This is a genomic window from Spiroplasma sp. SV19, assembly GCF_030060925.1.
Lineage (GTDB): Bacteria > Bacillota_I > Bacilli_A > Mycoplasmatales > Mycoplasmataceae > Spiroplasma.
The window spans coordinates 152858-178118 of record NZ_CP045455.1 but is presented as its reverse complement, the minus strand read 5'-3'; the positions used below and the strand labels follow the sequence as shown (position 1 = coordinate 178118).

Annotated in this window: 21 protein-coding genes; 2 read left to right on the top strand and 19 right to left on the bottom strand. The window is 28.1% G+C overall.

Features of this window, described 5'->3' with window-relative positions; all coding sequences use genetic code 4:
- Positions 1–15: 15 nt before the first annotated feature.
- The 16 genes from E7Y35_RS00850 to E7Y35_RS00775 form a co-directional block, all read right to left on the bottom strand.
- Entirely contained in the window at positions 16–2286 is a 2271-nt protein-coding gene (locus E7Y35_RS00850; RefSeq protein WP_283272462.1) for a RelA/SpoT family protein, read from the bottom strand.
- A gap of 45 nt (positions 2287–2331) precedes the next feature.
- Entirely contained in the window at positions 2332–2850 is a 519-nt protein-coding gene (locus tag E7Y35_RS00845) for an adenine phosphoribosyltransferase (protein WP_283272461.1), read from the bottom strand.
- Positions 2851–2874: 24 nt separating this feature from the next.
- Positions 2875–6021: a protein translocase SecDF, variant type gene (locus tag E7Y35_RS00840; RefSeq protein WP_283272460.1), complete on the bottom strand. Its 3147-nt coding sequence runs from the start codon at positions 6019–6021 to the stop codon at positions 2875–2877.
- 68 nt (positions 6022–6089) lie between these two features.
- A complete protein-coding gene (locus tag E7Y35_RS00835) occupies positions 6090–6380 on the bottom strand; it encodes a hypothetical protein (RefSeq protein WP_283272459.1) in 291 nt (96 codons plus the stop codon).
- A 62-nt stretch (positions 6381–6442) separates the two neighbouring features.
- A complete protein-coding gene (ruvB, locus tag E7Y35_RS00830; protein WP_283272458.1) occupies positions 6443–7387 on the bottom strand; it encodes a Holliday junction branch migration DNA helicase RuvB in 945 nt (314 codons plus the stop codon).
- The gene (gene ruvA, locus E7Y35_RS00825; protein ID WP_283272457.1) at positions 7374–7943 is read right to left on the bottom strand and encodes a Holliday junction branch migration protein RuvA; all 570 of its coding nucleotides are present in this window, start codon (positions 7941–7943) and stop codon (positions 7374–7376) included. The genes ruvB and ruvA overlap by 14 nt, the downstream gene beginning before the upstream one ends.
- 108 nt (positions 7944–8051) lie before the next feature.
- Complete coding sequence (locus E7Y35_RS00820; RefSeq protein WP_283272456.1) at positions 8052–9395, bottom strand: hypothetical protein; 1344 nt, start codon at positions 9393–9395, stop codon at positions 8052–8054.
- 297 nt (positions 9396–9692) lie between these two features.
- Positions 9693–10388, bottom strand: a complete 696-nt coding sequence (locus E7Y35_RS00815) for a spiralin lipoprotein (RefSeq protein ID WP_283272455.1) — start codon at positions 10386–10388, stop codon at positions 9693–9695.
- 339 nt (positions 10389–10727) lie between these two features.
- Positions 10728–12602, bottom strand: coding sequence for a DEAD/DEAH box helicase (locus E7Y35_RS00810; RefSeq protein ID WP_283272980.1), 1875 nt, complete (start codon positions 12600–12602; stop codon positions 10728–10730).
- Positions 12603–12646: 44 nt separating this feature from the next.
- On the bottom strand, positions 12647–14023 hold the full coding sequence (locus E7Y35_RS00805; protein WP_283272454.1) for an SNF2 helicase associated domain-containing protein: 1377 nt from the start codon (positions 14021–14023) through the stop codon (positions 12647–12649).
- Between the two features lie 169 nt (positions 14024–14192).
- Positions 14193–16922, bottom strand: coding sequence for a DEAD/DEAH box helicase family protein (locus tag E7Y35_RS00800; protein WP_283272453.1), 2730 nt, complete (start codon positions 16920–16922; stop codon positions 14193–14195).
- A gap of 53 nt (positions 16923–16975) precedes the next feature.
- Positions 16976–17224, bottom strand: a complete 249-nt coding sequence (locus tag E7Y35_RS00795; protein ID WP_283272452.1) for a hypothetical protein — start codon at positions 17222–17224, stop codon at positions 16976–16978.
- A gap of 177 nt (positions 17225–17401) precedes the next feature.
- Positions 17402–17998: a hypothetical protein gene (locus E7Y35_RS00790; RefSeq protein WP_283272451.1), complete on the bottom strand. Its 597-nt coding sequence runs from the start codon at positions 17996–17998 to the stop codon at positions 17402–17404.
- 35 nt (positions 17999–18033) lie between these two features.
- Positions 18034–19326, bottom strand: coding sequence for a spiralin repeat-containing protein (locus E7Y35_RS00785; RefSeq protein WP_283272450.1), 1293 nt, complete (start codon positions 19324–19326; stop codon positions 18034–18036).
- Between the two features lie 321 nt (positions 19327–19647).
- Positions 19648–21303 (bottom strand): lipoprotein, encoded by a 1656-nt coding sequence (locus E7Y35_RS00780; RefSeq protein WP_283272449.1) that lies wholly within the window; start codon positions 21301–21303, stop codon positions 19648–19650.
- 383 nt (positions 21304–21686) lie between these two features.
- Positions 21687–22238 carry a DJ-1 family glyoxalase III gene (locus E7Y35_RS00775; RefSeq protein ID WP_283272448.1) on the bottom strand — a complete coding sequence of 184 codons (552 nt, stop codon included), beginning with the start codon at positions 22236–22238 and terminating at the stop codon, positions 21687–21689.
- A gap of 75 nt (positions 22239–22313) precedes the next feature.
- Here E7Y35_RS00775 and E7Y35_RS00770 point away from each other — a divergent pair, with 75 nt between their 5' ends.
- Both E7Y35_RS00770 and E7Y35_RS00765 read left to right on the top strand, forming a co-directional pair.
- A complete protein-coding gene (locus E7Y35_RS00770) occupies positions 22314–22733 on the top strand; it encodes a hypothetical protein (protein ID WP_283272447.1) in 420 nt (139 codons plus the stop codon).
- 67 nt (positions 22734–22800) lie between these two features.
- Positions 22801–23244 (top strand): hypothetical protein, encoded by a 444-nt coding sequence (locus tag E7Y35_RS00765; protein ID WP_283272446.1) that lies wholly within the window; start codon positions 22801–22803, stop codon positions 23242–23244.
- Positions 23245–23306: 62 nt separating this feature from the next.
- On the opposite strand, the gene hpf is transcribed toward E7Y35_RS00765, so the two are convergent.
- The 3 genes from hpf to nadE all read right to left on the bottom strand — a co-directional run bounded on the left by hpf (position 23307) and on the right by nadE (position 25260).
- Complete coding sequence (gene hpf / locus E7Y35_RS00760) at positions 23307–23687, bottom strand: ribosome hibernation-promoting factor, HPF/YfiA family (RefSeq protein ID WP_283272445.1); 381 nt, start codon at positions 23685–23687, stop codon at positions 23307–23309.
- Positions 23688–23780: 93 nt separating this feature from the next.
- Entirely contained in the window at positions 23781–24359 is a 579-nt protein-coding gene (locus E7Y35_RS00755; RefSeq protein WP_283272444.1) for a hypothetical protein, read from the bottom strand.
- 151 nt (positions 24360–24510) lie between these two features.
- Positions 24511–25260, bottom strand: coding sequence for an NAD(+) synthase (nadE, locus tag E7Y35_RS00750; protein WP_283272443.1), 750 nt, complete (start codon positions 25258–25260; stop codon positions 24511–24513).
- Position 25261 lies beyond the last annotated feature (1 nt).

The following is a 25261-nucleotide window of genomic DNA, read 5'->3' as shown; positions in this document are numbered from 1 at the left end:
TTTGAAACGTTGCTTTTACATCATAACTCGTTCAACAACTTTAATATCAGGAATAGCTAATAAAGACGAGCGAATTTGTTGAAAACGATCAGCATTACTAATTTTAATAATTGTTTTAATTGTAATATTCATTAAATCACTAGAAATATTAGCTGTCATCATTTGAACTGAAGCATTTAAATGGCTAAGAACTTTGGTTACATCAACCAACAAAGCAGGACGGTCAATTGCTTCAATCCGAATGGCACAATCATACTGTTTATTTTTACAAACTGCTTCATTTCAACTAACTTCGACTTGTCGTTCTTGTTTATCACTACTTTGTAAATTTCGACAAGTTTTTAGATGAACTTTAATTCCTTCTGCTTTTGAAACATACCCAGTGATTTCTTCATATGGCAATGGCAAACAACATTGTGAAATTACAACCTTAATACTTGAAATTCCTTGAACAATAATATCATCTTTTAATTGTGCTTTTTTATATTGTTTATCTTGTAATTTCTTCAGAATTTTTTCATTCTGACTTGTTTCACGATCTAAATAAACAAGATTAATTGCTTCTGCTAACGTATATTCATCATTAGCAACATCTAATAAAAAGTCCTCAATATTGTTATAGTTAATAGCATGTAAACGTTCTAACTGAGTTTCTGAATCAACTAATTTTCATTTTAAATCCTTTTTAGCAATATATTCTTCAATTTGGCCTTTTGTCTGCTTAATTTTTTCAAGATTAATTGATTTTGTATCACTAGTTGCTTCTGCTAGTTCTTTTTTTAAAGATTTCTTAATTTTTTGCAAAGCTGAAGATGTTTTAGCAACAACTAGCCAAGAGTGATTTGGTTTTTGCGTTGAGGCTGTTTTAATATCAACAACATCTCCTGATTTTAAAACTGTTGAAATTGGTGAAAATAAACCATTGATTTTAGCACCAATTGTTTTTTCACCAATTTCAGAGTGAATTTTATAAGCAAAATCAAGCACGGTTGAACCAAAAGGCAATGTGACAACTTTCCCATTTGGGGTTAAAACATAAATTAACGAAGAAAAAATATCATTTTGAATAATTTCCTCCATTAATTGATCAGGTTTATAAACTTCTTGCTGAATTTCATCTCGTTCTTGAACTGAAATATTTTCTAAATCTAAAATTCTTTTAAAAATATCTAACCGATCATCAATATCTTTCTGCTTTTTAGCAATATCATAATTTTCACCTTCTTTATAACGCCAGTGGGCAGCAACTCCTTGTTCTGCTAACTCGTCCATTTCCTCAGTTCGAATTTGAACTTCAAAAATAACCCCATCATCAGCAGCAATTGTTGTATGCAATGATTGATATAAATTATGTTTTGGAGTTGCAATATAATCTTTAAAACGATTATTCAACGGCGTATAATGCTGATGGACAAATCCTAATACTTTATAACATTCATCAACACTATTGGTAATAATTCGCACAGCTAAAATATCATGGATATCATCAAAGTTTTTCCCAAATTGATTCATTTTCCGATAAATTGAATAAATTGATTTACTACGACCATATACCTTGACAGACATTTTCTTTTCAGTAATTAGGATTTGTTTTAATTCCTCAATTTTCTGATTAATAGTATTTTCACGTTCTTTATTACTTGATTCTAATAAAGAAACAATTTTATTATATTGGACAGGATTAATTGTTTTAAAACTAATATCTTCGATTTCTTGCTTGACAGCTTTCATTCCTAACCGATGCGCAATTGCAGAATAAATTTCTAAACTTTCACGCGCAATAATTTGCTGACGTTCTGGTTTTAAATAACCAATTGTTTTTAAATTATGTAAACGATCAGCTAATTTAATAATAATTACACGAATATCTTTTGCCATTGATAAATATAATTTACGTAAATATTGGGCTTTAATTTGCGTACGATTTTCTTTTGCAAAATAACTAACTTTTGTTACTCCTTCGACTAAATTAGCAATTTCAATGCCAAATCGTTCTTGTAATTCTTCAAAAGTAGCAGGAGTGTCTTCTAATACATCATGTAATAACCCAGCAATTAGTGTTTTTGGTCCCATTCGCCATTGCGCTAAAAAAAAGGTTGTTCATAATGGATGGTTAATATACGGTATTCCACTATTTCGAACTTGGCCTTGATGTTTTTCTTCAGCATATTCATATGCTTTGTGAATTTCTTTTAATGTTGTTGTATCCTTAATATACAACTTAATTTGGGCTAAGACCTCTTCGTATTTAATATCCCGATCCTCGTATTTAATATCCCGATCCATTATAAACAACCCCTTTTCTTTGTACTATCTATCATTATATACCGATTAGGCCGCATATTCAATCAGGGTTTTAATTGGATATGAAGCTAAATCTTTTTTACCATTTAAATATGTTAAGTCAACAACAAAGGCTAACCCAACAATTGTTGCCTGTTGGGTTTTGACAAGATCACAAATTGCTTGTACAGTTCCCCCCGTTGCTAAAACATCATCAACAATCAAAACACGATCATTTGGTTGTAAATCTTCAACATGCATTTCTAACTGGTTAGTAGCATACTCATAACTATACTTAACACTAACAACTTGTCGTGGTAATTTCCCAGCTTTTCGAACAGGAATAAAACGAAGGTTTGCTGCATAACTAACAGCTGGTCCAAATAAAAATCCACGGGCTTCAGGCGCAATAATCACCGTTGCTTGTTGGGCAAGAGCATAAGCCGCCAATTGATCAACAATTGTTTTAAAAGCAACGGGATTATTTAAAATTGGTGTAATGTCACGAAAAATAACTCCTGGTTCTGGATAATTAGGAATATCAACAATAAAGTTTTTTAGTTCCATTTTTAAAATCCCTTTCTTGGCTAATTAATCATTTATACCAATCACAATTTGTTCATCGATTTCAACACGTTGTGAATCTAAATAATTTTTAACACGAATTTTATTTAAAGCGCGATATTTTTCTAATGCCACTCAAATTGGAATCCCAACAAATAATGTTGCAAACATCCCAACAATTAATCCAATTAAAATCACAATATTAAAGCCAAATCATGACCCTGAAAAAGCAGCTAATGTAATTAATAAAACAGCAAACATGATTCCCAATGTTAAACAATGTTGAACCATTTGTTTAATTGTAATATTAGCAACTTTTTGTAAAAAGTTGTGTTCATAATTATAAACTCTAAAGTCTTTACGAACTTCACGAATTACTTTATGATTTTTACTTTTAATATCTTTTGCCGCTAATTGTGTACGTTTTAACTGTTCATGATATTGTTTTTTAATTTCTCGCAAAGTTAATTCAGGGTGTTTTAAAGCTAATTTTTTTAATTCTTCTTGATAATAAACTTTATGTGCGCGACGTAAGCGTTTAATTTGTAAACGATGCTGTGACATATATGTGAAAAATGTTTCATATTCACGAATATTAATAGCTTTTTTATTTTGTTTTGCCCGAACCATTACCATTGTTGCAAATGCAATCGCAAAACCAAAAATTGCTAAGAAGGCGATTGACATTTCAAAAGTAATTAATACTTGGGTAATAATTGCAATCGCAATTGTTATGATTAAAACAAATAAACTAGCTAATAACATCCCAACAAATTGTGCTCAATCTAAACGGAATAAAGTGTAGACAAAGATACATGCTAAACCAATCCCAATACTAATTGCCGCAATTTTTAAAATATAACCTTCCATCACCGGATCAGTTTGTTGCAATGCCAATGAAGAATCATCCGGGGTTGCGTTATAAAATGATGCAATTGATATTAACAATTCGCGTTCAAAAGTCCCTTTGGTAATATTGGTACTAACAACTAAAATGCGGTTATTAGCACCATTTTCTTGTCTTTTAAGGATATAAATATTATAAGTAAAATTATAATGTTTTATTTTACGAGTATTTTCTAATTGGGCTGATAACTTTGCAATTGCTGTTTCATCGTCATCAGCCCCTCATAAATCTTGATTAATAGTAAAATTAATCCCCTGTTTAAGTGAATTAGCAACATTTGCTTTACCAGCAAAGGCAATTGCTAAAGCAACAATTAATAAAATAATTCCAACAATTGGGGTTCATTTCGTAATATTATAAAATGTTCATTTTCCTTGTTTCTGTTGCTTTTCTTTTTTTGTTCTGATGGCTGCAGTATCAGTGCTTTCTATGACAACAGTTTCATTTGGATTTGTTGTTCCTAACTGAGTAGTAGTATCTAATGCTACTGGTGCTGTTGTACTAGCAACTTTTTTGTTCAGAAATAATTTTCATAATGAAAAGCGTGAAACATCTAATCAAGGGTGTCTTTCTTGTCAACGTAATTTAATTACAATTCAATACATTAAACGTGCCACCGCAAACACCATTACTACGGAAATAATTAATCCAACCAATAAGATTGTGGCAAATGATTTAATATTATTTGTTCCTTGTCAAAATAATGCTAATCCTAAAATAATTAAAACTACTAAAGCATCAATAAAGACTGCAATTGTTTGTTTATTAGCAATTTTCATTGCTGGTTCAAATGGCACTTGATTTTCATACCGCTCACGTTTATACCGTGAAAAGAATAATAAGTTTCCTTCAAGGGCTAAACCAAATGCAATCATTAAGGCTGCAATACTTTCTGGGGAAATTTGTACTTTCAATAATGAAGAAAAATATAATGTTGCAATTATTGTAAACAATAAAGTTAAAATTGCGATAAAACCAAATAAACGATAATAAACTAATAAAACAATGAAAATCGCTAAAACTAATACCCCTAAAATAATTAAAGAAATTTTAAAAACATTAGCTGAAACAACAGGCGGAATTTCACGATAACCACGAATAACAAATTCTAAACCACTTAGTCCCCCATTAATTAAATTACTAATTTGACGAGCTTCAGTTTCAGTTGAGGTTGTAATTTGATTTGAATTTTCAGCAGCTCCTGTTCCAAGCTTAATTGAATTTCAATTAATGATATGTTCTTTATATAAATCTGTTAATGCTGTATTATATTCAATAATTGTTTGTAAATATGGACGTAACGGATCAATAAACTGATTTGTTGTTGCAGACTTATCATTTGGATCAATTAACAATCTATCAGTTGGCACAGAAGTAAAACGAAAACGAGCATCTTCCATTCATGTTCGCACCTGAGAAATTGGATAACTTAATGCTAAATCTAATAAGTTACCAGTACGAAGTTGCGAAGTTCCGGCATCATAATATTCAACATTAAAAATTTGATAAATATTAGTTCAATCAGTTGACGAAACTTTACTACGAATTTCAGCGTTAAAAAGAGTCGCAATTGCTTGAATATTATCAGTATCATGACGTAAATCATCAATAAATTGACCAATATCAGTTCAAATATATAGAGGTTGTGCTTGTCCGCCTCCTTCTGATGGTTTTAAACCATTAATAATACTATCTCATTTTGATTGATCTTTAATTTTTAAGGTAATAATTGGGCGACGACTTTGATCAACGCCTGTTGTTGAACCTGAAATAACATCACTTAATGGTGTTCGTTCTTTTGTCCCGTTATTATCGCTAACTAATAAGTCTTTTCCTTTACTATCAGTTAAATAAATTGCCCCTAAACGTTGAATTGTCTTACTTAACGCACTATAAGATTTAAACATATCTTTTCCAACAACAACTTCGACTGCATTACGACCTAATGTTTGTAAATATAAATTTTGATTTGACAATGGATCTAATTTATTACGTAATAATTCTAATCCTTTTTTACTATCACCATTTGGTATATCTGGTGAAAAATTAGGATCACTTTTATCTAAAACATTAACCTGAACTTGATAACCACCCGAATAAGCAATTCCTGTTTTATATGAATAACGAAAACTATCCGCTGAAAAATAAGCGCCAACAATCATTGCAGCAATTAAAACAAGCAAAGTACCAATACGAATAATTAATTTGCTAATTGCCTTTTTGCTTTTTGGTTCTTTAATTGTTTTAATTTGTTCGTTTTTCTTCACGTTTTACACCACTGTTCTATTTTAAAACTTTTCTTTATATATTGTACACTATTCTCTATTTAATTTTATTATTTAATAAACATATCTTTAAAATCCTCTAATGATAAATCAGCAGCGGTAATTTTTTGATTATTCATAAATTCAATCATCCGATTAATCTTTATATTAAAGATATAATAAGCTACTTCACTAACATCAACAATTGTTCTATCCACTAAAATCATTTTTATTAAATAATCTGCCACATCTTGTTCCGTAATATTTGGATTAGATAATTTTAAATCAACTGCTTTTAGACTAATCATTTTCCAGGCATAATTTGCAATTTGTTCTTGTTCCTTTTTATAATTATGGTTCATCTTTACACCTTACCTTAGTTCCAATTATTATTATAACCGACTTCTTAAAAAAATTAAGTAAATTATGCAATATTTTTTAAAAATTCTATTGTTTTACTTGTTAAAACTCGCCCACGAGATGTTTTTATTAAGTACCCCTTTTTTATTAAAAAAGGCTCTAAATTATTTGTGATTGTTAACAATGGCTCATCTAAAATTTGACTTAAAGTGCTTAACCCAACTGGTTGGGTTTCAAAAAGAGCATAAATTTTTTTTAAGTAATTTACTTCTCTTGAATCTAATCCATCTTGATAAATTTTCAAATTAATTAAAATTTCTTGTAAAAAATTTAAATTAACTGGTTGTGATGTAACTAATAAATAATCATATATTCGATAAAATAATTTCAGTGCTGCGCGGGGATTGTTACGACTATAACAAGCTAAAAAATTTAGTTCTGCTGACTGTAGTTTTATTCCTACTTTTAGAAATAAGTTATTTAAAATTTGTTGCATATCATCATTAGTATATTCATCAAAATGAAAAACTGTTGTAAAACAATTTAATAATGGTTGTGGCACTTGGTATAGTAATGTTGTTGCGGCTAATAAAGTAAAGAATGGTAAAGGTAAAACAACATTTTTTGTGTTATAGTCTTTTCCTAATAATAAATTTAAGCAATTATCATCTAAAACAGGATATAAAATTTCAGCAACCTCCCGACTAATAGCATGAATTTCATCAATAAAAACTAAATTAAACGCTTTTACTTGCATTAAACAACTAATTAAATCACTTGGTTTTTGTAAATTTGGACCATGTAACAGCAATAACTTTTGTTGCAGAACTGTTTTAATTAAATGTGCTAAACTAGTTTTCCCAACCCCCGTTGGGCCAACAAATAACATATGTTTTAATGGCTGGTGTTGCTTTTGACTAGCTGCTAACATAACTTTTAAATTCATTTTAATATTTGTTTGACCAATATAACTTTCAAAATTAACTGGGCGAACATTAAACTGCATCATTTTGACTAATTTTAAGCAAAACGATTTTTAGATATTGGTCAAGTTTAGTTGGCACTGGCATAATAGTATTAATTGTAGAATATATCATAGACAACGGATAACCTAATTCTTTTAAACAACTAATTACTTTATTTTGAAGATTATTATAATTCTTTTTAAAATAAATTTTTTGTAAAGTATGTAATAATAACCGAACACTATGGGTTTTTAATCCCTGTAATTTTTCAATTTCAGTAATATTATTTTGTTGCACAAGCATTAGTAAATCTTCAACACTAATTTGTTGTAATACTTTCACAGCCGTTTTAACCCCAATTGTTGGAACAGTTAATAAATCACAAAAAATTTTCTTAGTTGCTAAATCCAAAAAACCAAATCACTGAAAAAAAACATCATTGTCATACTTTAAAAAGGTATACATTTTAATTTGGACTGCTTTTTTAAATGTAAACCTTTTATTTGTAACTAAATAAATTTCATACCCATAATTATTTTGTTCTAAAGAAAGCATATTATCATTAAATTGATAAATAGTTCCATAAATAAAATCATACATATTATCATCCCCTCCATTTTAAGTTAACTTTGTTAGAAAGAAAAATCCTTTCGTAAAATAAAAAAACTCATAATAAATGAGTTTTAATAATAGTTAATGCCTTGTTGGTTATGTTCATTTTACTGTTAAGTTAAAAGTTGCTATATATTTGTAAAGATTAGAACCACTACTTATAACAACTAAATCAACAGCCGTTGGTGTTCCACCTGGACTAACACTCCCATTAATTCATAATGCTAGTCGATTATTTGGGTCTTTTGCATCTTCTAATAATTTTCTCTGTTTAGCATTCAGCGTAATCGCTCCGTTTGCTAAAACAGCTTCTAAAATTTTACGAGAATTATCACTAGTAATTGTTACTTCTGTTCCTCTTAAATCTTGTGACAATTTATTGATATCAATTCGTTTTGATTTTGCTTGGAGGGCAATATTAGTTGTTCCAGTAAAACGGGCTGCTTTCTTAGCATTAATCGTAATTGTTGCTGCATAAGCTTCTTGGTTTTCTTGGAAATTAGGAGATGAAAATGTTATTACTGTATTAGGATCTTTAATTGCTTCTAATAATTTTGGTTCTAATTTACCATCTTTTTTTGAACCAACCTCTAATGTTAATAAAGCGTTATATAACTCACCAGAATTATCTTTATCATCAATTGTAATGACCTGTTGACTTAAATCACCACCTAATAAAGTAATATCAGTTCGACTAATGTCTCCCCCGTTATTTGTCCCTCCATTATTTATATAACGATATAATTGTCAACCACCAATACCAAATCCTGTTAATGAAATAACTAAAATAGCAATCAGGGTTCATATTTTTCATTGGAATTTCCGATTAATCACTTCAACCATTTTCCGCATTGTCATTAATTGGTTTTTTTGCATTTGTTTTACTAAAGCAACTGTTTCTCCATCAGCTGGCTCTGCAGCAACAACTAAACCATTCGATTCTTTATCATTATTAGCATCATTTGTTGTTTCAATTTCAGCAGAAAATGATTGTTCTGGTACATTATTTTGTTGTTCAAGTGGTACAAACGGTGAAGCAACAAGTGTTGCACCATCAACTGGTTCTTCATTAGTAACTGAAGAATTATCACCCGGAAGATTTGTTGTTGAAGGACGTCGACGTAAAAGAATTTTATTAATTGTCTCTTGTGATAACTCAATTGTATGCTTAATAATTGGAACTTTTGGACTGCCTTTATGATCTAATAAATTAGTTTTTCAAAAGAAGGCATATTTGTTCGTAGTACAATTAATTATGGCAATTGGCATTACACCATGATCATCTTGACTTTTTAAATTTGGATTTATTTCACATAAAAACAATGCTAAATTATTAACATCCTTTGTGCGATCATTACGAATTGCTAAAATAATTTTTTTAAAAGTTATTTTACATTTGTCGCACATTTCATCATATATATAGCGAATATGGTTTTGCATAATTTTTTATACCTTCTTTTTTGTCCCAAATATTGTATTATTTTTTTAAATTCTTTATAATTATATCACATTTTTAATAAAAATATTATTTCCTATCTTATTGGAAATTACATGATAATAAGAAATAAAAAAATAAGAGTTCCTCTAAGGATATTTATTTTTATGAATGTTATTTTAAATTTAATATTATATAAAGTTATTTTTTATACTTATTATCGTCTAAAAAAATAAACTTTTATTGCTAATTTTTGCAAATAAAAACATTATTTAAAAATAGTGTTTTTATTGATTTAATTACTATTTTAGAGTAATAGTAAAATTAAATGTTCCAGTAATTTTATTACCTGTAGCAGTTACTGTAATTTTAACAGCTCCAGCCGCTTGTGCAGCATCAGTTGCTTTATCACTTGTTAAAGTGAAATCTGTTGTCACTGCTGTATCAAGACCAGTTTTTGTTTTAATTCCAGCCACAACTGCATCAATTAACGTTTGATCTTTTAACAAATCAGAATATTTCTTACCTGTATCTGCTGTTAATCCTGGATCAGTTACTGTTGTCCCCGCAATATCTTGTTTAACTACTGTTCCCTCTTTTGGCAACGTTACCTTAATATATCCTGTTGAATTAATAACAGTTTTTTTATCTTTCGCTGCTGTAATTTTCACATAAACATCTGCTGTTCCTGTTTTTAAATTAACATTACTATATGCCGTTCCTTTGTTATCTTTAAAAACATCATATGTAAAATCATCTGCTTTTGCTGTTTTTGCAATTCCTTGCACTGCTGCTAAAACATTCGCTGCTAAAGCTGTTTTAACCTCCTCTTTTGTCACACTTTCTGAATTAACAGCAGTAACTGCTGCTGGTGCAGTAATTGATTTAATTTTTGCTAAATCATTATCTGCAACTTTTTTATTGTTACATGCAACTACTGTTGTTGCACCAGTTGCTGTTAATCCAAATGCTCCTAAGATTGCTAATAATCGTTTCATTGTCTACTTCCTTTCCTCATTTTTTAAGGATATTAAATATAATTTTATATTTAATGTTCTCATTATAAAAAAAAAAAAAAAAAAAAAAAGGCAAGTAATTTAAGATAACTTCTTGAAAAACTATTACAGGAGCAGTAATCGCCCTAAAGCGAATAACATAATTTATAATTTTTGATAATAAGATATAATTAAAAATATAAATATACTAAATGCTTTACTATTTCAATTATTTATAATATCACCTTTTATTAAAGTTTTATTGTCGTTTATTTATATATAAAAAGAATTAGGACATAATTTTCTAACTTAATAACTGTAAGGAACGATATACATTAGGCTTTATAATTCTAAAATATCCCGTAATTCTGCTTCGGAAAATTTTGTAAAATTAGCATTTTCCAAATTATTATTTAACACTGCCTCAATTACTGCTTGCTTATCATTTTGAATTGCCAAAATTTTTTCTTCAATGGTTCCTTTTGCAATTAACTTAATTACTTGTACTGTACTTTGTTGGCCAATCCGGTGGGCACGATCAGTTGCTTGATTTTCAATCGAAGGATTTCACCAAGGATCAAAATGAATAACAACATCAGCAGCTGTTAAATTCAAACCAACCCCGCCTGCTCTTAAAGAAATTAGAAAAACATTAATTGTCTTATCTTCATTAAATTTTTGTGTCATCATTACCCGACTTTCTGATCGTGTTTTGCCATCTAAATACAAGTATTTTAAATTTAATTCTTGCGCAAGAATTTCAATTCGTTTTAAAACAGTTGTGAATTGTGAAAAAATTAAGATTTTATGTCCACTACCGGTTAAGTCAGAAAAAATGTCTCGTAAAGCATCTAATTTACCACTTTCATTATGATATTTTTCATCTAAAATACTAGGGTCACAACAAATTTGTCTTAATTTAGTTAACGTTGCAAAAATTTTCAAGCGATTTTGTTGATAGTGTCCAGCTTTTAAAATTTTATTAATTTCATCACGTGCTGCTGTTGCAAAAGCAGCATAAATTTTCTTTTGACGATCAGTCATTTCCACTAAAATTTTGTGTTCAATTTTTGGTGGTAATTCACTCATCACATCTTTCTTTAAACGACGTAAAATAAACGGTGCAATTTTTTGCAATAGTTCTTTTTTAACTATTTCATTTTGTTCACGTATAATTGGGATTTCATATCGTTTTTGAAAATAATGATGATGAAACAAAAATCCTGGCAAAATAAAATTAAAAATTGATCATAATTCTGTTAAATTATTTTCAATTGGCGTTCCTGTTAATACAAAACGAATTGCTATATTTAAACTTCCAACAGTTTTAGCATTAATTGACTGGGGATTTTTAATATGTTGTGCTTCATCTAAAAAGCAATATTGAAATTGAAATTGTTGATAATAGCCAATATCACGACGAAGTAATGGATAAGAAGTAATAATAACTTGTACTTCGTTAATTTTTGCAAATAATAGTTCTCTTGTTTTTCGTTCTCCTGCAATCACTAATGTTTTTAAAACAGGAGCAAACTGATTAATTTCATTCTTTCAATTATAAATTAACGAAGCAGGAACTACAATTAAGACTGGGGTCATTTTTGGATTCAACTCATATTCTTTTAAAATAAAACTAATTGTTTGTAATGTTTTTCCTAATCCCATTTCATCAGCTAAAATCCCACCAAATCCTAATGAAGCAAGTGTCTTTAATCAAAAATAACCTTTCTTTTGAAAATCACACATTACTGTCTCTAGTGAGACAGGGACACTAAACTTATTTTCTTTTAAATGTTTAATTTTAGTAATTAGATGATTAAAATCAAAATTAAAAGAGCAATTAAATTCTGTCCATAAATCCAAATTGTTATAAACTGTTAACGCATGATATTTTGGTAATTGTAATTTCCCTGTTACAAATTGTTCTTCTCGAAAATCAAATTGATTAATTAAGGTTGCAAATTTCTGTAATGTTTGTTCTTGTAAATTAATAATTCCCCCATTTGTTAATTGATGATATTTATTACCATTATTAATAGCCACTAAAATTTCACTTAAATTATGATAATCAATCTCGGCAACTTGAAACTCAAATTCCAATCAATTATTTTTTTGATTAATATTAATACTTGAACGATTGACATTAAAGTCAACTAACCGAACATTTTTAAAATTATCAGTATAAAAAATTTGCGAAAGTGTTTCTAGCGTTGTGATATGTTCAGATAATAATTTAATAACATAATTTAAATCATTTAAAACTAAATAATTATATTTTTAACAAAACCAATTTGCTTTAAAAAAGTTAAATATTGTTGCTCTTGATAAATATTCCGTAACACAATTTTACTATCATCATTAACCTTATTTAGCAAATCAATTGTAATTGTTCCATACCGAAAAATTGGTCGTAAAATAATTTCCTTACCCTTAAAATCAAAATAACTTTCAATAATTAATGGTGTTTTTTCTAATGCTTTTAAAATTACTTTATCAACATTTACAATATTACTAGGATAATCCAATAACGCAACAATTGCTTTAATAACATCATTAGTTTGATGAGCAGTAAAAGTAATTTGGTTTTGACTAGTCATTGCCATTGTTTGGTAAATTGGCCCTAACAAAAAGGTATCTTTTTGTCCCAATAAAAAAATTTGTTCATGATCAAATAAACTTCCTTGATTTGGTGTTAAAACTACTGGTGTTATTTTATTATTAACAATTTGAATTAAATTATCATTTTGCTGAACTTTTAAACTCGGTTGGTACTGATCAGAACTGATCTTAATATTTGGATATTCCTGATCATTAACAATTAATTTAATTGTTTCATCTTGTAAAGCTATTAAAAATTGCTCTGTTTGATAAGCTGAAAACCCAAAACTTTTTGTAATTGAAACTCCATAAAAATCCATTTTTTGGGTTTGCAAAAAACTAGAAACATTAATAAATTCTCGTTGTAAAAACCGAATCACTTTTTCCGCAAATAGTGAAAAAACCACTTTTGCCGGATATAAAACAAATTTTTGGGAAATCTCATAACCTTTTAAATAATCTGGATCAAGTGGATTTTTTGCTAAAAACCTTAAAAAATGATAAATATTTTTAATTTCAAAAAACTGGTCATGTTCATAACCTAATTTTATTTGTACAACAGCAGGTTTTTGAAATGTTGAGTCAATAATCAAACTACATTGACAATCAACAACATTTTCTTTTGTTTCATAATTTTGTTTATTCTTATTAACAAAGGTTGTTAATAAGTGATCAGTTGCGGTAAACAATGCTCGTCACTGTTGAATATTTTCTTTAGATTCATAAAAGGCAAACAGCAAAGTTGCAACAATATGCTGACAAATTTGATGTTGAAAATTATAGTCAATACAATTGCAACTTTGACGAGTTAAAAATGTCATTTCAGCAACAATGGCAAAAACAACATTTACTTCATAATAATCACTATTATTTTTTGCAATAACTTGGCAATTAATAATTAATTCTTTTTCGTTATTTGAAGTTTGCTGCTCATCTATTTTTAATAATGTTATCTTCTTTGTTTGATACAATTGTTCAGCATTATTAAATGTTACTAATCTCGTTAGATTTCGAATAAAATCAAGATTAAAACTTTCCATTTTTATAAGCTCCTTTAATAAAAATAATACTATTCTTTAATTATAATACACTTTTAGAAAACTAAAAAGAGTCAATTACTATATTTTTAGCAATTTATTATAGAAAATGATGACTATAACATAAAAATGTAATTAAATTATTTTAATTACATTTGTTTAAAAACTGGTTTTAACCTTTTTGAACAAAAAATTTAGCTGTAAGATAGTTTTCTGTTAACATTGTCTCATAATGTCCAAACCCAATAAAACAATATAATTTTAAACCTAAATTAGATCACTTTGTATTAATTTTGTTTTGTAAAAATAAATACTTAGCAATATCATTATTTTGGATATCTTTTACTAACTTATTAGCCAAAGTCATTGTCTCAGGAATTGACCAATAAAAAACTTGTTCATCTGGCAGATATTTTGTTAATTTACCATAACCAGTTCCATCCTCATCTGCTAAAATAACTTGTTTAACTTTATCAAATGTTAAATAACCCGCTTGAAACGCAATAATTCGTAATTCACCACGTGTTAATAAAAAATTTGTGCGGCCAATAACAGATAAAACTTGTTTAACGGTATAAGTAATCCCTTTTAACAAGGGATTTGTTTGTTCAGAATGCATTTTTAAAGTCTCATGTTCTAATTTATATTGTAAAATAATTAATAATTCTTCCACAATAAGTTGATGATGATTAATAAAATATGTTACTAAATCGGGAATTGTTTGATAATCTGGAAATAACTCAGTAAAAACAGTCATACTAGTTACTTCATATAACAATGATGTTATTAATAAATTATCATAATCTAAATTAATTTCTTTATTAGAAAGTTTTTGCTTTAAGCGTAAAATAAAATAATTAATAAGGTTATAACTATCTAAAAATAAAAATTGCTTTAACAAGTTTTTATTCCGATTAGTATTATTTTCATCAATTTGATAACGTTCAATATTACGTCCAATTTTAACATAAAAATCATTAACATAATTATAAAATTGATATAGTGATAAATCATAATCATGTAGCAAATGCGCTAAACCTTCATTTTCGTATTTCTGATAATATTCACGAATATGGCTTTTAATTCTGGCACGGTTATCATATCATTTTCGTAAATTATTTAAAATAACTTTTTCTGATCGTTTTTCTAATGTAATCGTACAATTATAAGGTAAACCTTCATTTGCTAATATCCCTTTTATTGACGTTAATTTTGGGTCATACAAATTCTTAATCCCAATTGTAATATCATATTTACTATCAATATTACTAATCAAATCATAAACTTCTAACCGATTTTTTAATTCTGTTTTTCGTAATCCGCGCCCAAGTTGTTGTAAAAAAATTGTTTTTGAATTTGTAGGGCGTAATAAAATAATTGTATTAATTTCTGGAACATCAATTCCTTCATTAAACATGTTAACAACGCATAAATAATTAATTCGGCCAATTTTAAATTCATGTAAAATCCGCGTTCGTTGTTCACGATTTTCAGAAGTTAAATAATCTGCACGAAGATGATTTGCTTGCAAAAAAGTTGCGATGATTTTAGCATGCTCTGTTGTTACACAAAAAATTAATGCTGTTGGTCTTGCATATAAACCCAAATACTTTTCAATCATTTTTAATAACAAATTATTGCGAGCTTTTGTATTTAATTTTTTGAAAAGTTCACTATCTGCATTTAAATCAACCCCTGTTAAATCAACAGTATTATCATCAATACAATAATAATCAAAAGGACATAATAAGCGTTGATTAATGGCATCTCATAGTCTTAATTCTGCCGCATATTCATCTGCAAAATATTTTTTAATTGATTTACCATCTTCACGTTCTGGTGTTGCGGTTAAGCCAAGAACTTGTTGTGGTTGAAAATAATTAAAAACTTGGTCAAAAGTAGCAGCAGCAATATGATGTGCCTCATCAAAAATAATCACATCAAAATGGTTGCGTTTAAACTGACTCAATTTATTCGCCATTGTTTGAATTGTTGCAAATAAATGTACATTGTTTGCACTAGTTTTTCCCTCATACATTACTTCTCCAAAGTTTTTGTCCATTAAAACTCCTCGAAAAGTTTGCAAGGCTTGATCTAAAATTTCTTTTTGGTGAGCTAAAAAAAGCATTTTTAGCGGCTGACCAGCCCTTCTCTGCAATTGATAAAAATAATCAAAAGCAGCAACCACTGTTTTACCAGTTCCAGTCGCCATAATTACTAAATGAGCATTTTTACCTAACTGACGCCGATATTGTAATTTTGCCACAATGTCTTTTTGAAAATCATATAAATATTTTCGAATTGTTAAAAATTCAGTTGGTGTATTATTAAACATTGTTGCAATACGAGTTGATTGATTTTGACTAATCCGTTCTAATAAATGATTTCGTGCAACTTCATCATTAAAATCAACTAAAACTTCATTTCATAACTGTTCAAATTCAGTAATAATTTCTGTAACTAAACTATGATTATTATTTGTTGTTAATTTAATATTTCATTCACGTCCCGTTACCATACCCTTATAAGTTAAATTAGAAGAGCCAATAATTGCTGTTGAGATTCCATGAAAACGTTTAAAAATTGAAGCTTTAATATGAATCCGTTCACTTCGTTTTTCTAAATTATCTTCAACTTTAATTTGAATATTGTCATAGGTTGCTATTAACCGTGCTAATTCTAATAAATTATTATATTCGGCTAAATCATCAAAAGTAGTCGTAATAATCCGAATAGGAATTTTATTCAGACAACAATACTTAATTGATCCTTCAATTTTATTAATAATTGCTTTTGAAATAAAAGGAAAGACAAAACAAACTTCATCAGCAGTTTGCATTTCTTGGTTTAATTCAACTAATAGTTTTTGCTGATTTTGATTTGTAAATAATTTTTCTTGCACTTATTATCATCTCACTTCTGTTTTATCATTAATAAAATTATTATTATAAATTTTTATACTACCATAATCTCAAATTGATTTAATCACACAAGACATTCTTTTAACCAAATAATATCCATTTCAATTTTAGCAATAATATCATCAGTTACACTATTAAAATTTCCTGAAAAATCAACTTGTGTTAACATCATACCTTTGTCATTTCAATTCTTAACTAAATAAGCTTGAAACAAAAATGTTCAAACATTTTGAGTTACATCAATAGCTGGAATTGTTGGTGTTTTAGAGGCCAAAACAAGCAAATTTTTACGAACTTTAGGTGTTAAGATGTTTTTAATTGCCCGATCATGATGGCCACCAACTAAAAAGGTTCCTTCAAATAAATTATCATCAAAATTAACATAGGCTAACGGATTAAAAAACTTGGTTGAAACACCACGTGGTTGAATCGTGAACTCACCAGTTATTTTAGTATCTAGTTACACAGTAAAAACTGGTAAGCGATAAAATTCTTCTTTATCAATTTTACCATTAACTTTATTAATAACATGATGGGTAATGGTTCCAAACGAAATTGTTCCTAATGGATGTGATAAATTAAAAACAGTATCAATTTTTGTATTAGTATTAAGATTAATTAATTCACTTAGTGCAGGTTGAAAATCTTGACTAATATTTTTTAAAATTAATTGTGAACTAAAATATTGGGCTAAACCTAAATTATAAATTTCAACTAAATTAATTTTTTCCATAATTCTATCATATAGTTTTAATAGACGAGTTCATTTAATCATATAATAAACAACAACAACAATTAAACCAAACCCAATTAATAACATTAAAAGTGGTAAAAAAATTAAGTAAATAGCAATACTTTTGACAATAAATAAAATACTAATAAAAATTCCCATTAAGGTTAAAAATGGTCCTAAAAATAACATTCACCGAATTACTAATTGATGACGTTTTGTTGGTGGTTGAAATGAAATATTATCTCGATAATATTCTTGTAACTGTCTATTAATAATTTCCTTACTTATTATTTTTCAATTCATACTTTTATTTTCTTGCTTCATATTAACTTCCTCTTCTATTTTAATAATTGTTAATATTACAGTGATATTTCTTTTAAAGTAATTTTAAAAGTAAATTGGTTAGTAATTAATTTACTAGTTTTACTTGCAGCAATAGTAAAAGTGATAACTGTTTGTGGTTCTTGTTTTTTATCAACTGGTTGATCATTGCTAATAATAAAATCATTATCAGTGACAGTAATCAAAAGTGTGTTATTAATCGCAGTTTTTACTGCTGTAATAATTTCTTTATTTTGATTTAGTTTCTCATAAGAAACATCCGGGTCAGCAACAATGGTCATAGTTGTTCCATCAACCATTACTGGTAATAAACTTAATTTTGCTAACACAACGGTAAAGTTAAATGTTCCTTTAATTAAACTACTGTTTTCAGTTGCTATAACAGTAAATATTACTGTCTGACTTGGTGCTTGTTTTTCATAAGTTTTTTGATCATTTGTTACGATAAAATCTTTGGTTGTAATGTTAATTTGCAACTTATTATTAATTGTTCCAATAATTGCATCAGAAATCTCTTTGTTGTTATTTAATTGACCATAAGTAAATTTAGGATTTGGATCCACTGGCAAATTATTAATTGTAACTTCTGAAATATCTTTTCGTGCTGATAAAGTATTAGTAAAAGTAAATGAGCCTTCAATTAAACTACTATTTTGTGTTGCTGTGACAGTAAAAGTCACAACTGTTCCTGGTACTTGTTTTTCACTCGGATTTTGATCATGGTCATTAGTAATAATAAAATCACTATCCGAAGCTGTAATTGATAAACGATGATTAATTGCATCACGAACTGTTTCTATAACATTAGCATTAGTGTTTAACTTTTGATAACTATCATTTTCGCGAGCTGGAGTTTTTAAATCCGGCACAAAAACTGTCTTAATATTTTGTTTATTAACATCAGTAACTTTAATTTCTACATTATATGTATTTCCTAATGTAAATCCTTCTTGCACTAAATTTTGTTGATCCAACATAATTGTTGGATCAGATGGTGCTAAAGTGATAATAATATGAACAATATCATCACGTTTAACAGTTGTTGTTTGATCAACAGTAATATCCTTACCTTGATAGAAAATCTGATATGTTGCAATTTTTCTTGCCGTAGGGTCTTGCGTTAAACGATAACGAATTTGCATAAAAGTGTGTAAATTAGTTAAAATTTGCGCACCTGTTTGATTTGTATTAATTTGAAATGTTTGTAAAATATTTTTTTCTTGTTTTTGGGGTGGATTACAAGCAATTAAACTAAAACTAGAAGTTACTGTAATTCCTAAACTAGCTAAAATTAATAATATTTTTTTCATCACCCAACTTAGCTCCTTTATTTCTTATAATTTTCTTTTTCTATAATTAATTATAAACAAAAAAAAGAATTTAAAAAGTTTTCCAAGAAAAATTAATGAGAAACTGAATATATTTAAAACCATTTATTTTTTTAGCATAAAAAATGGTTTGAAAGAATAATTAACTATTCTTTCAAACCTAAACTTTCAATATCTTTTTGTTAAATATTTATCATTGTATAAAAATATAAGCACAAGATACTTTTTTATATCTAATTCATCTTGTCTGATAATCATAAATCAAAATTTACATTACCATTTGTTTCATAAACAATTTTATCATTATTTTTTTGGTGTAACTTTAAATTTAACATTCATAAAACTAATTTTTAAATCAGTTGCACCTAAAATTTGAGTTAAATCAGGAGGACCAACCTTCACCTTAACTGGGTTGCCTTCATCATCTGTAACTGGCTTACCATTTTTATCTGTCTTGTCAACTTCTTTTAAAAGCACTTTAAAATTTTCTCACTGATTATTTTTATTTTTAAATTGCAATTTAACGGTTCCAGCACTCATTGTGATATTATTGTTCTCTATTTCAGTACTACTTAAACCTAAGTTTTGTAAAATAAATGAACCACCAAAACTCATAATACTTGGTCCTAAATAAACATTAATATTTGGAATCAGACCCTGCACAAAACTACTCATTCCCAACCATGTTTTTGGTTGTAAAATACTTTCTCCAACAGCATCAATTCCTTGCCCATTGTTTTTGCTAAAAATATCTAACATGCTTGCAATTAACAAGGTTGGATTTAATTCTAATTTAAGAATTAGTTTATGACCTTTGTCACCAATTAAATCTTGGTCAAAAACCTCATCAAGCGGAATTAGATATTTTCCAACAATTTTGAAAACAAAGCGACTATCATCTGTAGTTGGTTTTCCTTTATAACCCGCTAACAAGTGAAAAATCAAACTATCAAAATTAGTTGCGGTAGTTTTATAAAATCATCCATCGTCGCCAAATTCAGTTCTAATATTTTCTTTTACATTTGAATTAACGGGTGACAATAAATACTGAATCAATGGTAAAACAGTATTATGCGTTGTTTCAATCTTTTGTTGACCTTCTTTAAGATATCATTGCAATAACGCAATAAGATCAGGAGCAATGTTGTGTAATAAATCACTAACAGTTCCTTCTTTTTCTTGCATCTTACCATTGTATCCTTTAAGATTAATTCCATCCGTTAATTTAAAATCAAGCGGTATTTTTATTGCTAAAAAATCACCCCCAACAATAGGTTCCAAAGGTTCACTAATCTTTTGTAATACCTGATCAAACTTAGTAACAAAATCTGGACTATCTATTTGTGTTAAATCAATACTATTAATTAATTCTTTTGGTAAATTAATTATGCTCAAAAAACTATATAAATCAGCAAGGGTAAGGTTTACTCCTGGGATAAGTGGTGGCAACGGAAATTTAATATTTTGTGTTGTATCCCCCACATTGTTAATTTTATTAACTGTGCTTGCTAAAAATAGCAATTCATTTGATGATCATTTAATTTTGACACTAAATAGTTCACTATCTTTTTTTAACAAACTAACAACGGCACTTCCACTATTAACAACTAATTCGCCTTGTACTGTTGTTGATATTAATTGTTGTTTAAAGTCCTTTAATGTTTGTGCTTGTAAAGCATTACCATCAGTAATCTTTGGTTGCACAAATGTTGCGTCATTTTTAACGACTAATTTATAACTTCCCATTGTCATTCGACTAGCTAATTCTGATGCTAATTTATCATTTGTTATTTGTGATGAAGAAGCAAAAAATGGTGTATCAGTATATTGTTCTAATTGTTTTTTAATATCATCAACTGATCCTTTTTCACCGGTAGGCGGATGATTACAAGCAACCACCGAAACGGCACTTGTTCCCACTAATGATACTGCTCCTAAAAGAGCCAATATTTTCTTCATAATTCTCCTCCTATTTATTAAATTTTCTATTTCATTAATCTAATTAACATATTTTAATTTTATTTTTCAAAATTTATTATGATAACTTGTTATCATAACTATTAATAAAATTTAATAAATGTAATACATTTTAAATTACTTTTCATTAAAATTTTATAGTTAAAAACATGACTTGTTATTAAAAAACAACAAACACCCTGTCTACCTCAATTAAGTTGAAAATCTTTTTTTAGTCAAAAGAAGTTAATATCTAAATTATTAACAACCAAGCCAAGAATTCTTAACAGTTAATTTTAAATCACTTATGTTCCCTTGAGGTATCTTTATTTTACTCCTTTTTTTAACAAATTATTTGCAAAATTAAAATTATTTTGCAAATAATTTTAGTCTCGAATCACTAACTCATGATGTAATTCCATTACTTTTTCTGGTCCCAACACTCGATCAGCAATTGCCAATGCAAAATTCATTGTTGACCCCACCGAAGCACCTGTAATAACATGACCATCGGTAATCGCTGCCATTTCATCATTGTAAATTGCTTTTTCCATTCCTTTAGTACATCCAGGATAACTTGTTGCTTCTTTATTGTCTAAAATTCCTAAATGCCCTAAAATTTGTGGTGCAGCACATACTGCTGCAATTGTTTTTTGATCACTATTTGCTTTTAATAATCAATCTTTTAACATTTCACTATTTGCTAAATTGTCGACTCCAATACGACCACCCGGTAAAACAAAACCATCATAATCTTCATATTTAACATCTTCAATTAATTTATCAGCTGTTATAACTACATTATGAGCCGAAACAACTTCTAATTTTTTCATAATACTAACTAATTCCAAATTAATGCCACCACGACGTAATACATCAGTCGTAATAATTGCTTCACCTTCTTCAAAACCAGTTGCTAAAAATAATGCAAATTTCATAATAACACCTCTTTCTCTTGGTAATTATAATATAATTTTATATAATTGTTAAGAAAAAAAGAAAAGGGTGTTACTATGGGAATTTTTTCAAATTTAATTTATAAATTTCATCGAACAAAACATAAACGAAATAAAAAATACTACTTATTAAAAGATCGCAAAACATTAACAGTAAATAGTAATCCGCAAGATGTTAACATCCATGTGATTAAGTCTTGACGAGAAAAATTTACTAGTTTAATTCAACCAAAAGATATTACTATGAAAGATGGTTATTTATTACGAAAAGTTCATGGTTTTAATAGTTTTGGGATTTTTTATCAACTTGATATTATTTTTTGCAATAAAAACTTTGAAGTTATTTCAACAATTCAGAATTTTGGTTCCCAAAAAATGAGTCATTATTTTTCTGAATGTTATTTTGTCTATTGTTTAGCACCAGGAATGATTAAATTCTTAAATATTAAAACAAACGATATTTTACGAATTATTTAATTTATCAATAATATTATTAAAACTAAGTTATAATATATCTATTGATATGGTTAAGGAGGAAAAACTTATGGCAAAATTAAAATATGCAACAATCAAGATTAACGTTACTTTTCAAAAAGTGATGATTTGAATTTCTGGGTTGTGATTGTTTATCTTAGCAATTCTGAACTCATTTCCAAATGTTAGAGTTGACACAAGACTATTTGTTCACAACAACACTGGTGATAATGGTGCCATTATCTTAATTACAGCTTTCTTGTTTATTTGTGTCGCAACTTTTGTTCGTCATAAAATTGGCAAATTAATTGCTGGAATTGTTTTTATCATTATTGCAATTGTTGGAATGATTGGTGCTATTATTACTTCAACAAAAGAAATTTCAACTTGAGTAATTGTTGTTGCCGAATTAGTTGCTGTAATTGGGGCTTTAATTTGATTATTAGAAGGAATCGGAGCAATTCGGGTTAATAAGACAAATGCCACACCAAGTGCACCAACCCCAACTAAATAAATGGTAAGTAATAAACAATAAAAAAGTTTAACCAAATCTGGTTAAACTTTTTTTATATTAGATTAAACCATTTCCTCTTCTTGGTCCTCTTCTGCTTCCATTATTGTGGCATAAACTTTTCCGAGTGCTTGATTTTTATTATGGCGGTCTTCTCTTTTACTTTTAATTTTTCGTAACTGTTCTTCAATTTTATGTAAAGCTTGGTCAACTGCTTTATAAAAATCACTATTATGAACTTCTGCTTTTAAGAAATTGTTTTTACCTCTAATATCAATTGAAATATTAATTACAACATTGTTTTCTTTGGTAAACTCAATATCAACATGGACAAGATCATTTTCATTAACTTGTTGATATTTTAATAATTTATTAAAAGTATCCACTAAATGCTGATGCATTGCATCAGTAATAATAATGTTTTTGCTACGAATTTTGTATTCCATTATATTCGCCTCGTTTCTATATTTTTATTATAACAAAACCACGAATAATTCACAGATTAAAACTAAAAAACAAATAAAAATTAATTAAAAATTTTAACCCTCATCATCTAATAAGAAAAAATCAATATATTCATTTATTATTTCTTCTAACGTTATTTTCTCAACTAAAACCTTACTAGCATTAATCTGTGCAAGGTTTTCATTATATTGTTTGACCAAGCCAACCAAAGGAGCATTAACTTCTTTTAACAGTTCTTGTAACTCCAACATTTCTTTTGTTGAATAACGTTGTGGATCCTTAATTTTTACATATAAATTCTTAGCATTTACTTCTGCTGGATTAACAACATTCACAAATTTTTCTTTCGGATTATATTGACGAGCAATTGTATCAATGCGAAATTCAAAACGAGTTAAAATTCCTTCCACATATTTTTCTAATAAAGCATGTTGAATTAAATTTTCAAATTCACTGCGACTTTTAATCTTACTATGATTATGTTTTGATTTTACTAATAAATGTTGCACTGACTGCTTTTTTTGGCTTGCAAGATCATATAAATTAACTACTTCTTGATCAAGTTTAGTTTTTAATTTCTTTAAAATATCTAAATTTTCAAGTGTAAACTTTAACAAAAAATCGGTATTATCTACAATTAATTTATCATCCATCTTATCCTCTCCTTAAAATTTTTTGCCTTTTTCCTATTTTAAATTATACTTTAAAAACGCTCATAAAACAAGGAAAAAGAGCACTGCCCTCTCTTTTTAAATTCTTACATTGGCATTATAATCACTTATTTTGTTATATTAATTATAAAATTTACTTTTTAAATTCATTAATTAAAGAACTAAAAGCAACTGGAGGTGCTTTTGCTAATTGTCGTTTATGCTCAGAAACCTGATGTAAATGTTCAATCCGTTGTGCCACCGCTACTGGTACTTGTTTTCCTTGTAAATAAAAATCTAACTGTTGATAACTAACACCGAGCTCTTGTTCATCAGTTTGAGCTGTTCATAATCCTGCAGTTGGTGGACGCATAATAATTTCAGATGGAACTCCTAGTAAATGGGCTGCTTGTTGAACTTCTCCTTTCACCAAATGAATAAGTGGTACTAAATCAACACCCCCATCGCCATATTTCGTAAAATAACCAACATGTCATTCATCAGCATTATCAGTTCCTAATACTAAATAGTTATGGCTTTGTGCTAAAGCATATAAGGTTGTCATTCGTAACCGTGGTTTAATATTAGCTAATGCTAATTGATGCTGTGGTAACGCTAAAGTTGCCACTAACTGATCATATGTTAATGATAAATCAACAATTTGATGTTTTAATTGATGAGTATTAATTAATAAATTAGCACATTCTTGATCAAATTGATCAGAATAACAAGGCATAACAACTGTTAAGTGCTGCTCAGGAAAAGCCTTTTGGGCTAATAATCCCACAACAGCAGAATCAATTCCACCCGATAAACCAACAACAACTCCATTACAATGTGCTTTTGTTACTTCTTCTTTAATTCAAGTAGTTAAATATGTTAAATATTGTTTTAAATCGTTCATT